The organism is Dorea sp., assembly GCF_977044405.1.
Genome location: NZ_CDRRQK010000012.1, coordinates 1 through 12507, shown reverse-complemented (window position 1 = coordinate 12507; position 12507 = coordinate 1). Strand labels below are relative to the sequence as shown.

The 12507-nt window shown below is 40.9% G+C and carries 12 protein-coding genes and 1 tRNA gene; 2 read left to right on the top strand and 11 right to left on the bottom strand.

All coding sequences use genetic code 11. From position 1 onward, the window contains the following. Positions 1-11: 11 nt before the first annotated feature. On the bottom strand, positions 12-764 hold the full coding sequence (locus ACWJAF_RS07060) for a class I SAM-dependent DNA methyltransferase (RefSeq protein ID WP_448863030.1): 753 nt from the start codon (positions 762-764) through the stop codon (positions 12-14). Positions 765-951: 187 nt separating this feature from the next. Here ACWJAF_RS07060 and ACWJAF_RS07055 point away from each other — a divergent pair, with 187 nt between their 5' ends. Further along, positions 952-1551 (top strand): TetR/AcrR family transcriptional regulator, encoded by a 600-nt coding sequence (locus tag ACWJAF_RS07055; RefSeq protein WP_296033559.1) that lies wholly within the window; start codon positions 952-954, stop codon positions 1549-1551. A 154-nt stretch (positions 1552-1705) separates the two neighbouring features. Here the strand turns inward: ACWJAF_RS07055 and ACWJAF_RS07050 are convergent, their stop codons facing one another. The 7 genes from ACWJAF_RS07050 to ACWJAF_RS07020 all read right to left on the bottom strand — a co-directional run bounded on the left by ACWJAF_RS07050 (position 1706) and on the right by ACWJAF_RS07020 (position 7944). Then, positions 1706-2860, bottom strand: coding sequence for an alanyl-tRNA editing protein (locus ACWJAF_RS07050; RefSeq protein WP_448863029.1), 1155 nt, complete (start codon positions 2858-2860; stop codon positions 1706-1708). A 6-nt stretch (positions 2861-2866) separates the two neighbouring features. Continuing rightward, positions 2867-4633: an arginine--tRNA ligase gene (gene argS / locus ACWJAF_RS07045; RefSeq protein ID WP_448863028.1), complete on the bottom strand. Its 1767-nt coding sequence runs from the start codon at positions 4631-4633 to the stop codon at positions 2867-2869. A 99-nt stretch (positions 4634-4732) separates the two neighbouring features. Next, positions 4733-4804, bottom strand: a tRNA-Arg gene (locus ACWJAF_RS07040). Positions 4805-4942: 138 nt separating this feature from the next. After that, a complete protein-coding gene (locus ACWJAF_RS07035; protein ID WP_448863027.1) occupies positions 4943-5824 on the bottom strand; it encodes a DUF5688 family protein in 882 nt (293 codons plus the stop codon). A gap of 180 nt (positions 5825-6004) precedes the next feature. Next, positions 6005-6568, bottom strand: a complete 564-nt coding sequence (gene efp / locus ACWJAF_RS07030; RefSeq protein WP_296033554.1) for an elongation factor P — start codon at positions 6566-6568, stop codon at positions 6005-6007. A 73-nt stretch (positions 6569-6641) separates the two neighbouring features. Further along, the gene (locus tag ACWJAF_RS07025) at positions 6642-7160 is read right to left on the bottom strand and encodes a YqeG family HAD IIIA-type phosphatase (protein ID WP_448863026.1); all 519 of its coding nucleotides are present in this window, start codon (positions 7158-7160) and stop codon (positions 6642-6644) included. A 1-nt stretch (position 7161) separates the two neighbouring features. Next, the gene (locus tag ACWJAF_RS07020; protein WP_448863025.1) at positions 7162-7944 is read right to left on the bottom strand and encodes a shikimate kinase; all 783 of its coding nucleotides are present in this window, start codon (positions 7942-7944) and stop codon (positions 7162-7164) included. Positions 7945-8188: 244 nt separating this feature from the next. On the opposite strand from ACWJAF_RS07020, the gene ACWJAF_RS07015 reads away from it, so the two are divergent. After that, positions 8189-10189 (top strand): oxidoreductase, encoded by a 2001-nt coding sequence (locus ACWJAF_RS07015; protein WP_448863024.1) that lies wholly within the window; start codon positions 8189-8191, stop codon positions 10187-10189. Positions 10190-10331: 142 nt separating this feature from the next. Here ACWJAF_RS07015 and ACWJAF_RS07010 read toward each other — a convergent pair whose 3' ends face one another. From ACWJAF_RS07010 to ACWJAF_RS07000, 3 genes are read right to left on the bottom strand one after another with little or no spacing between them, the layout of a single operon-like run. Continuing rightward, positions 10332-10991: an ABC-2 transporter permease gene (locus tag ACWJAF_RS07010; protein ID WP_448863023.1), complete on the bottom strand. Its 660-nt coding sequence runs from the start codon at positions 10989-10991 to the stop codon at positions 10332-10334. Then, positions 10988-11836: an ATP-binding cassette domain-containing protein gene (locus ACWJAF_RS07005; RefSeq protein ID WP_448863022.1), complete on the bottom strand. Its 849-nt coding sequence runs from the start codon at positions 11834-11836 to the stop codon at positions 10988-10990. Before ACWJAF_RS07005 ends, ACWJAF_RS07010 begins: the two co-directional genes overlap by 4 nt. Before the next feature lie 2 nt (positions 11837-11838). Beyond that, positions 11839-12210 (bottom strand): GntR family transcriptional regulator, encoded by a 372-nt coding sequence (locus ACWJAF_RS07000; protein ID WP_296033578.1) that lies wholly within the window; start codon positions 12208-12210, stop codon positions 11839-11841. Between the last annotated feature and the right edge of the window lie 297 nt (positions 12211-12507).

The window sequence follows — 12507 nt, the reverse complement described above, 5'->3', positions numbered from 1 at the left end:
TTCCTTTCCCGTTATTTTCCATATTCCCTTGCAATAACAGTAATCCTTTCACTGTTATGCATCGGGGCCTTCTGTGTATAGGCATCGTATGCCGTCACAAATTTCAGTCCGGATGCCTCGATCATCGACCGGATATCCCGGAGTGTATATGCCTTCTGAAAATGGCTCTCCTGATACTTGCGGTACAGGTCATCTTCTTCCTGTACAAATAGTGTCAGTTCATACTCATTGATCATTGATGTATGATCATAATAGTTTTCCCAGATAAAGCTGCATTCCTCTCTGTCTTCAGCGATTACCTGATTTCCCAGTATTTCTCTGTATTTGTATTCTGTGTTAAAGTCAAAGATAAAGATTCCCTGTGGATCCAGATAATTATTGACCAGACGGAACATTTCCTCAAGTTCTGCTTTTTCTGTAATATAATTCACAGAATCACAGACACTCACAACTGCTTTTACCGTTCCGTATAATTCAAATTCCTGCATATTCTGAAGCAGATATAAGATATCATGTCCGCTTTCAATCCGCTTTTCCATCGCTATCTCAAGCATGTCTTCCGAATTGTCCACACCGATCATATCGTATCCTTTTTCCGCCAGAAGCTCTGTCATACTTCCGGTTCCACATCCAAGCTCCAGAACCAGCCCGTCTTTCACTCCGTACTCTTTTAATCTCTCTTCCAGATAATCTGCCCATTCTTCATACGGCACATTATCCATGAATGTATCATAAACTTCGGCAAAGCTTGTATATGCCTCCATGTTCTCCTCCTTTGATCAGTATTTCCATTCTTTTCCTGTTGAAAAAATACCAACATCTCATTAACATTTCTATTATATCTGCTATCATACAAAAACGCAATTTATCTTTTTTTGACTTTTGGTCACTTTTTTGCTATACTTGTATATATGTTAGAAATTCTATACGAAAAAGGGAGTCTGGACACTTATGGGAAGAGTGGAAGAAAATAAAAAGAAGAAAAAAGAAGCTCTCTTTCGCACTGCGTATGAATTATTTACCACAAAGGGGATTAATTCTACTGCCATTTCGGATATTGTTGAAAAGGCAGGGGTCGCGAAAGGTACTTTTTACCTTTATTTTAAAGATAAATACGATATCAAAAACAAACTGATCGCACACAAGACCACAGAACTGTTCGACGATGCAAGCCATGCGTTGGATCGTTCCGGTATCACAGGGCTTGAGGATCAGCTGATTTTTGTTATTGATCATATTATAGATAAACTGGTCCATAACAAACCATTGCTGAATTTCATTTCCAAGAATCTGGTTATGGGTGCTTTAAAGTCTGCATTCTGGGCTAACGAAGAAAATGATGTTAATTTTTATGAACGTTATCTGAAGCTCATCGACGCCGATGAATATGACTATGAAGATGTCGACGTCATGCTCTTTACCATCGTAGAGCTTGCTGGTGCTTCCGGTTATAACTCCATCCTTTTCGGCGAGCCTGTTCCAATCGATGAGTACAAGCCATTCTTGTACCGGACGGTCCGGCTGATTATCCAAAGTCATAGAAAACTGTAAAAGACACCTGACATTACATGGAAATTTCTATTTTCTATTTCCTGTAATGTCAGGTGCCCTTTTCTATCATTCACTGACATCATTTATCAGTCAGTAATATCTATCATTTTCCCCAGACTCAAAAAAAGATGTTTTTAAATTGCAGTCAGAAGATTTACTTCGCCTGATATACTTCTTCTTCAATCTCTGTACGTGTTCCTTTGACAGAACCCTGTACCATCTCCGGCTTTCCGCCGCCACGTCCCTGGAACGTAGTATTTAACATCTTACTAAGCGGACGGACATCCTCTGACCTGCTTCCGATTACATAACGGTATCCTTCTTCATCCGTGCCGGCAAATACTGCACAGATTTCCGCACCCTTATCTAACAGCTTGTTCATCATCTCACGTGGAAGATTTCCAGATAAGGTACTGTCAAATACAGTTACGATTTTCTGATCTACTGCAATCTCAGCCACCCGGTATTCCAGAAGTTTCTGCTGCATTTCAGCCAGCTGGCTCTTCATGCGGTTCTGCTCATCTTTTAATCTTACAACTGCTTCTGCCACTTCATATTCTTTTGCACATAACAAAGCTGAGATTTCTTTTGTCATCGAATCTTTCTTCTCGTAATCTCTCATGGCGCGTCTGCCACAGAGCATTGTAATACGCTCGCCGCCTTTATAATTGACCATGCTTACAAGCTTGATCGCTCCGATCTCTCCGGTCGTCTTCACATGCGGTGCACAGCATGCACATACATCGTATCCTGGTATCTCCACGATACGGACCTGTCCTTCAATCTCAATTTTGCTGCGGTAATCCAGATCTTTTAATTCATCTTTTGACGGATACAGAATCTTTATCTCCAGATCCTGATACACTGCCTCATTTGCAGCTGCTTCAATCTCTTTTAACTGCTCTTTGCTGATCGGACCATCAAAATCCATTGTGCAGTAATCACTGCCCAGATGGAATCCGACATTATTATATCCGAATCTTTCGTGTACGATTCCGGACACGATATGCTCACCGGTATGCTGCTGCATCTTTTCGAAGCGCTCATCCCAGTTAATCTTTCCGTTAACTTCACTTCCGGCCTCCAGAGGTGCTTTTGTTGTATGATAGATCACATCGTCCTTCTCATGTACATCTGTAACCTCTGTATCTCCAAGCATCCCAGTATCCGCATACTGGCCACCGCCTTCCGGAAAGAAAACGGTCTGGTCCAGTACCACGCGGTATCCATCTTTTGCTTCTTCACAGGAAATTACTTTTGCTGTAAATTCAGTTCTGTGACTATCCTGGTAAAATAATTTCTCTGTCATCTGCGCTTACATCCTCTCCGGTGCTTCAAATCCCAGTACATCGATACATGCTTCCAGCACATCTTTTGTTACTTTTAAAAGTGCAATATAACTCTTCTGTTTTTCCTGATCTTCCTCTGCAAGAATCTTTGTCTCATGATAGAAACGGTTAAATGCATTGGCAAGATCGTAGATATATGCACAAATCTTATGTGGTGCAAGATCCTGGAACGCATTTGCCATAACATCGTTATATTTTGCCACTTCAAGCATCAGCGCTTTTTCACAGTCTGCATGTGCATCCTGTACTTTCAATCCATCCAGGTCATTGCCCTGTGCCTGGTATTTATTCAGGATTGACTTGATACGTACAATCGTATAGAGGATATACGGTCCTGTATTTCCCTCAAAAGAAGTAAATCTGTCCACATCAAATACATAATCCTTAGATGCCTGGTTTGACAGATCGCCATACTTAATTGCTGCAAGTCCGACTGTTTTCGCAGTCTGTCTTGCTTCGCTTTCTTCTACCGTACGGTTCTCATCAATCTTCTTATACATCTCTTCTGTAATCTCTGCGATCAGTCTCTCCAGACGCATAACACCGCCTTCTCTTGTCTTGAAAGGCTTTCCGTCTTTTCCATTCATAGTACCGAATCCCAGGAATTTCAGTTCTGTCTCTGCAGGCACGATACCTGTTTTCTTTGCAGAACGGAACACCTGTGTAAAATGAAGCTCCTGACGTTTGTCTACTACATAGATTACTTTATCCGGATGATAATCTTCTTCTCTCTGTACAAGTGTTGCAAGGTCTGTTGTTCCATATAAAGATGCTCCGTCAGACTTCTGGATCATACAAGGCGGAATTTCTTTGGTATCTGTCTCTTCCTGTACATCAATAACCAGTGCTCCCTGATCCTCGTGTGCAAATCCTTCTTTTTTCAGTCTGTCGATCATATCCGGAATATAAGCCTGTGCATCAGACTCCCCTTTCCACAGATCAAAGCTTACATTCAGGTTCTCATAATTCTTCTTCAGATCTGATACCGATACGTGGATGATATGATTCCAGATCGCACGGTATCCTCTGTGGCCGTTCTGTAACAAATATGTCGCATGCAATGCATTTTCCCTGTATACTTCATCTTCTTTTGCCTTACCACTGGCTGTTGGATAAATTTCTTCCAGCTCGCCGATGGTAAATGGTGCTTCCTCAGGGTATTCTCCTTCAAATGACTCATCAAAATATGGAAGCTCCGGTTTTCTTTCTTTCAGTTCTGTGATGATCAGCCCCATCTGATATCCCCAGTCTCCGAGGTGAATATCACCGAGTACTTTATGTCCCATCTTTCTTGCAATACGCTTCACACTTTCACCGATGATTGCCGAACGTAAATGTCCTACATGAAGCGGCTTTGCAACGTTTGGTCCGCCGTAATCCATGACGATCATTTCCGGCGTCTCTGCTTTTTCAATTCCAAGATCTTCTGTATCTTCCATCTGGTTTAGATAGTCTGCAACAAAAGATTTTTTCAATCTGATATTAATAAATCCAGGCTTTACTGCAACAACTTCTTCCATGCATGCACTGTCTTTTAATAATGCTACGACATCCTCAGCGATCATAATCGGCGCTTTTTTGTAAGCTTTCGCTCCTGCCATTGCACCATTACACTGGTATTCGCACAGATCCGGACGGTTTGATAATGTTACACGTCCATAACTTCTGTCATATCCGGCTTTTTCAAATGCATCTGCCAATTCTTCTGCAATATAGTCAATGATTTTTTTCATGGTATATTTCCTCCATTTCTTCCGCTATATCTTCCTATCTATCTCTCCCTGTTTTTCCCCGGAAATCCGGATTTTACAGGTATTTAGGCATAAAAAGTACACACCCGGGCGGATTCGAACCGCCGCTCCCGCCTCCGGAGGGCGGTGCTCTATCCCCTGAGCTACGGGTGCGCATACAATAACATTATGAAATTGCATTAACAATATTAACACATCTCATTCATAAAGTAAAGGAAATGCTTCGTACTTTTTTCAAGACTTTCCGATATCTGCATCCGTTCCAGGCATTTCCCCTACTTTTCTTACTCTTTATGGAATGAGTCGCCCGCTATTCCTGTCATAGTAATACACCTGATTTGAAAGGACCTCTTCTTCCTCCACCTGTGTTTCATTCATCTCTTTTACCAGTGCCTCCAGTTCTTCCTTTTCCGGTGCTTCGCTTTCTGCCACAAGGATTACTTCATGTACACTGCTTGGAAGGATATAATAGTTTTCTCCGATTACTTCTCCTGCCATCCGCAGTCTGTCCGGATACAGAAGCGCCGCCGCACCATAATTGCGCATCTCATTACTCAGGATATACATCTGCTCTCCCGGACCTTCTTCCTCCTCAAATCCAAGAAGTTCCTCCAGAATCTTTTTCATCTGCATAAATTCACATGGGAATATCTCCTGCGTATTCCTGCATGCATGATAGTAAAGATCTTCTTCTCTAATCTTCCACATCTTCAGATGCTCATTTTTCACCAGCATCGATGCAATCCCGTATTCATCTACTTCCAGGGCAACATAATATACAATTGCCAGATCCTGATATTCTTTGTACGGCACTTCCCTTAACAGCTCCTGATTCGCCGCCCTTCCGATCACACGGTATACGATCTTATCTTTGATCCGGTCATACTCTTTAAGCTTTTCCCCGTCTTTCCAAGAATCCTGAAATCTGATCTTTTCATATAATTCCAGTATATCTTTTACGATCGCATCCTGTGTCCGGCCACACAGGAACTGCTTATAATACTCCTCCAGATAAATCGTCGGTGATATATTGATTCCTTCTTCTGTGACCATGATTCCTCTTTTTTTCACACCATTATTTTTCATGTTTGTGTGTATGGATACTCTTTTTTCTTCTGTTACCTCCTTTTTAATCTTTTTCTCTATTGCCTCAATAAACTGAACGTATGTCATAAAAATACCTTTCCCTTCCGGCAATATAAAGAATGATTCTTTGAAACATTGCAGCGATCTGTGCTGCGTGAAATAGTGATTCATTTAAGAAATATATGAAATATTATGGTAGCTCAATTATAAAAAAGCCCTGCAAAAATTGCAAGACTTTTTTTATAATTTTCTACATATTTTTTCAGATTATGCTCTTGAAAGATATGCTCCTGTACGTGTATCAATCTTGATTGTTTCGCCCTGATCAACGAATAATGGTACGTTAACCTTTGCTCCTGTCTCAACAATTGCAGGTTTTGTAGCTCCTGTAGCTGTATTACCTTTTACTCCAGGCTCTGTCTCTGTAACAACCAGCTCAACACTAAGCGGTGGCTCGATGGCGAAAGCATTTCCCTGATAGAAGCTGATAGATACTTCTTCATTCTCTTTTACAAACTTCATAGAATCTGCTGCATCTTCAGCGCTGATCATGATCTGCTCAAATGTCTCATTGTCCATGTAGTTGTAGAATTCCCCATCATTATAGAGATACTGCATTTTCTTTCTCTCAATATGTGCCTGCTCAAATGTCTCTGTTGGACGGAATGTAGTCTCTACTACACCACCATCGATAATATTTTTCATTTTAACACGTACGAATGCAGCACCCTTTCCTGGTTTTACATGCATGAAATCGATAACCTGACATACTTTTCCGTCAACTTCGATTGTCACACCATTACGGATGTCTCCTGCTGAAACTTTTGCCATTATCTTATCCTCCTTAAATCGCGCAAATGCGCTTGCGTAATTTTCATCTCATATCATTTTATAATACATGATGTTATTTTTCAACCTTTTTTTCGTGTGTCTGACTCTTCTTATAAAAATGTAACACAATTTTCTCCAGATACCGCTTCAATACGATCTGGATTTCTTCCTTGGGATGGATCGGTTTTACCAGAACATTTGGTATCCCGGCTCTCTTGGCTCCCCATACATCTGTAAAGAGCTGATCACCTATGAATACCGTACTTTTCCGGTCTGTACCCATAATCTCCATTGCCTTCAGATAGTTCTTCGTAGACGGTTTATGTGCATTATACACATAGTCCACCTGAATATCCTGGTTGAACATCTCAACTCTTGGCTTCTGGTTATTCGAGATCAGGCAACAACGAAATCCAATCTTTTTCAATCTGGCAAACAGTGCCTTTGCCCTGTCATCTGCCGGTGCCCCGTGAGGTACCAGCGTGTTGTCGATATCAAAGATCACTCCCCGCACACCTTCTTCATATAATTTTTCAAAATCAATTACATAGGTAGATGCAACATAGTGATCCGGGAAAAATTTATCAAACATACTATTCTTCTGACTCCTGCAGACGCTGAACCAGTTCTTCACAGATCTGAAGGACTGACTTATTGTCTGTATTAATTACGATATCTGCTGCCGCTTCATATTTTTCACGACGCTGTTCCATAAGTTCTGAGATACCTTTGACATTCTTTCTTCCGTTCAGCACCGGTCTGTCGTTGCTGTCTTTTACACGTTCGTAGATTGTCTCTGGTGTTGCAGTAAGAAGTACGACTCTTCCGTTCTTCTTCATCTCAGCAACATTTCTCTCTCTTAATGCAGCTCCACCACCACAAGAGATAACTGCATTCTTATGCGACTGCATTTCGATCAGAAGGTTTGTCTCAAGGTCACGGAAATATTCTTCACCATATGTAGCAAAGATATCCGGAATGCTCATCTCTTCACGCTCTGCAATTACCTGATCCATCTCTACGATATCCATATCGAACACTGTGCTTAAGTAATCAGAAATCGTTGTCTTACCGGCGCCCATGAATCCAATCAGGACGATATTGTAATCGAACAGTTTTCTTGCCTGGATTCTCTTACTGTTACGTAAGATGCATCCAAATACATCAAATATCTCTTCTTTATATTTATTATCTTCAAGTTTTTCTTCCAGACGCTTTTTCTGTTTTTCTTCCTGCTGCGGCTGTAAGATTGGCATTCCATACTCTTCTTTATATGCCATAATCTTTTCAATAATTGAATTACGTTCTACCAATGCGTCAATAATCTTATCATCGCATAAAGCCAATTGCTCTCTGTACATTTCTAAATCATTCATGTCTTGTGCTCTCCTATAAAAACTTTCGCCTACATACTTTTGTATTATAGCAATAAACCCGGATTCATGCAATATTATACTGTATATTCATTCAGTACTTTTGTATATTTTTACTTTCTTTCTTAAAATCCATAGACAAAATCTATCAACTTTCACAAAAATATGAATTTGTCTTTTATTTAACAAGGCCATATAATCAAAGTATAACAATCAATTATAATGTTTAAATGGAGGATGACAAACTATGAAAAACAATTTTCCACACGTATTCAGCCCTCTGACTGTCAGAGGTATGACACTCAAGAACCGTGTTGTAATGATGCCTATGGGAAGTGATTTCGCCGGACATGATGGGGAATTAAGCGACGAACATATCAAATACTATGAACTGCGTGCACGTGGCGGCACAGGACTTATTATGGTAGAAAATGTCTGTGTAAAATATCCGGAAGGATCAAACGGAACCACACAGCTTCGTCTGGACAAGGACTGCTACATTCCACGTCTGTTCACGTTAACAGAAGCCTGTCACAGACAGGGTGCTCTGATGGGAATTCAGATCAACCACGCAGGAGCTTCTGCTATGAGCTCAAGAATCGGTATGCAGCCAGTATCTGCTTCCCGTTTTCCATCCAAAGCCGGTGGTGAGATTCCTCGCGGACTTTCAAAAGAAGAGATTGAAAGCATTGCTAAAGATTACGGAACAGCTGCAAAAAGAGCCGTTAACGCTGGATTTGACGTTGTAGAGATCCACGCTGGACACTCTTACCTGATCAGCCAGTTCTTATCTCCTACTACCAACGACCGTACAGATGAGTTTGGAGGAAGCGCTGAAAACCGCGCACGTTTCTGCCGCATGGTCATCGATGAAGTACGTAAAGCAGTAGGACCTAGAGTTCCGATCTCATTACGTCTTAGTGTAGATGAACTTGTAGAAGGTGGTAATACGGTAGAAGATTGCCTGGAATATCTGGAATATCTGAACGACGAAGTAGATATCTACGATACTTCCGCAGGACTGAATGCTTCTATCCAGTACCAGATCGATGCCAACTATCTGGAAGACGGATGGCGTTCATACATGGCAAAAGCTGTCCGCGATAAATTCGGAAAACCAACGATTGCAATCGGAAACATCCGTGATCCTAAGGTAGCTGATGATATCCTTGCAAGAGGCGATGCTGATCTGATCGGTATGGGACGTGGACTGATTGCTGATCCAGACTGGTGTAATAAAGCACAGTACGGTGACGTATGTGATATCCGTAAATGTATCTCTTGTAATGTCGGATGTGTTGGTAACCGTATCGGTGGTAACAAACCACTTCGTTGTACGATCAACCCGGATCTGATCAACGGAGAAGCTTACAAGAAACAAAAAGTAAACAAACCATGCAGCGTTGTAGTTGTAGGTGCCGGAACTGCCGGACTGGAAGCTGCATGTACTGCTGCTGAGGTTGGATGCAAGGTTACATTATTAGAAAAAGGAAAAGAAGTTGGTGGTCTGTCTGTAGAGATTTCAAAGATTCCTGCAAAGAAGAGACTTGCTGATTTTCCAACTTACTTAAAACACCGTGCTTCCAAACTTTCAAACCTTACTATTAAAACAGGTGTTGACGCAACCGTTGCTGAGATTAAGAAATACAAACCAGACCTCGTTGTAAACTCAACCGGTTCTGTACCTCTTCTTCCACCAATCGAAGGATTACATGACAACCTTGGAAAGAAAGGTTCTAACGTATATTCAATCAAAGACATGATTGCTAACTTAAAGAACTATCCGGAAGACATGACAGGTAAGAAAGTTGTCGTTGTCGGCGGCGGTGCCGTAGGACTTGATGTTGTTGAATTTTTCGCTCCACGTGGTGCTGAGACAACGATCATCGAAATGATGCCGATCATCGGAAATGGTCTGGATGCTTCTTCTACATCAAGCATGAAAGAATGCATGACAAAACACAATGTAAGACAGATGACAAATACTGCTCTTCAGAAAGTAAATGCACATTCTTTCCTTGTAAAATACGACGGAAAAGAAGAAGAACTTCCATTTGATTATGGATTCGTATGCCTTGGTATGAGAGCCAACGCTCCAATCTGGAACGACATCCAGGAAGCTTTTGTTGGTGAAGATGTTGAAGTTCTTAACATCGGTGACTCTGTCCGCGCAAGACGTATCATCGACGGAACAGATGCCGGACGTCACATGGTATTAAACACACTGGAAAGATTAAACTATCTTTAAAATATGACCCTTAAAGGGGTACCCCTTTCCAATATAAAATATAAATACAAAAGAGAAAGCTTCGGAGAATCGCAGGTAATGAATGATTCTCCGAAGCTTTTTCTATATTCGATCAGTTCAACATCTTATTTATTTTATTTCTTCAGAATTCTCTCTTCTCCATCACCCGCATAGAGATTATCATAGAGATCACACCAACGATCCCCCACATGATCACACTGACTCCAAGAATTCCTTTGCTACCCAATTTATCCATCTGATTCAATATACACTTTGCATTCTGTGCAACCTTTGTTCCTTCCGCGAATTCCTGCATCAATATTCCTAATGCAACAACCAATAGAACTATTGTAACTAACGCAATTCTCCCTCTTTCTGGCCCAAACTTTAACTGTGCCGGAAGTGCAACTGCAACCATCAATAATCCTGCTGTGACTCCACCGATACAACAACTCATCCAGTCACCCCATGTAATATTACCTGTTTTTATCATAGCTGTAATACACCACATGATCATGGATACTATCAAACCGATCAAAAGCAAAATTCCAGCAAAGAAATATTTTTCTTTTACATAATCTTTCTTTGTAATCGGTAAAGTAAATAAAAATGCAGAACCATTTTCATATTCATCATAACTGACTGTTGTAAGTGAAAGTAATGCTACCATGGAACATACATAAGCCACGCCAAACGCTTCGCTTCCATTTATCATAAAAACAATCACACATCCCATTACTATTAACAGGAAATATAGCTGTCCTTTTATCAAACGAAAATCTTTTATCAATAATCCTTTCATACCTTTTCCCCCTGAATCATAATGGTTATCAACTCATCAATGTTCCCTTTTTCGATTACTATTTCCGGATAATTTTCCAGATAAAACTGTTTCTGGTCCGTAAGACATCTGTATCCAAATGTATCTTTATGTTTTTTCAAAATATACGTATGATCCAGTTCCTGATACTGTTCTTTGGATACTTTCAAAACACCATATTCTTCCAGCAGGCGGTCTGTTTCCTCATGCAGAATAATCTTTCCATTATCAATCATATACAGATCATCGCAAAATCCTTCCAGATCACTGGAAATATGTGAACTGATCAGAATACTTCTGCCCGGCATCTCCATATATTCCCTTAACATATCCAGAATCTGTTCCCTTGCCACAACGTCCAGTCCCGCCGTCGGTTCATCCAGGACCAAGAGTTTCGCATCATGTGAAAGTGCCGCAAGAATCTGTAATTTTCTGTTCATACCAGTTGAAAATTCTTTGATTTTTTTCTTAAACGGTAATTTAAACTTTTCACACCCTTTCAGAAACCATGTCTTATCAAATTTCTGATACATTGCACCAAGTATCGGAACCAGGTCATTGATTGACAAATATCCGTTAAATCCACTTCCTGCCATTACCACGCCAATCTGTTCCCGTTCTTCTTTTCCCAGTAATTCCGGAGTTTTTCCCAGAATTTCTATTTTTCCGGAGTCACTTCTGATAAGCCCAAGCATTGCTTTAAATGCAGTGCTCTTTCCGGCTCCGTTCTGTCCGACCAGACCAGTGATCCAGCCCTCCTTGATCTCCATTGAACAATCCAGTTCAAAATCCTTATACTGTTTTTTTACCTTTTCGAGTTTTACCATCCTTAATCCTCCAAAACAATCTGAAACAATTCCCTGATCTCCAGATCACTCATGCCACAGCTTCTGCCTTTCCGGATGGCCATCTCCAAATCAGCTTCAACTTCTCTTTTCTTTTCCTCCAGCATCGTCTCCTGATTCGCACAGGCAACGAAGCTGCCTTTTCCATGAACTGTAACAATAAATCCTTCTTCTTCCAGTCCATCATAGGCTTTCTTAACCGTCAGTGCACTGACTTTCAACTCTTTTGCAAATGTACGTACGGAAGGAAGTGCTGTATCTTCCTTCCATTCCCCATGCATAATCTTCTCCTTAATCTGCCCCATAATCTGTTCGTAAATGGGCTGCATGGATGAGTGATTAATGATTATGTTCATAACATGTTCCTCCGTTGTTAACAGTATATAACAGTATAGAACTGTTGTCAACTGTTATATGCTGTTTATTGCTGTTTAATACATTAATTTGGGGTGGATTCCCGGTCCTTGCGTATGCCTTGGTATAAGATCTGGTCCGCGACTCCATGAGGCAAGAAGTAGTAAGAGAGCCTGAATTCCCTAAAAGCAACAGAAAGCAAACCCAAACTCGACGTTCGTCTCAAACAGTGGATTTGCTTTCTGTTAACGGGAATCCAGACTCTCTAACTACTTCTAAGCCTCATTCCGAATGCTACC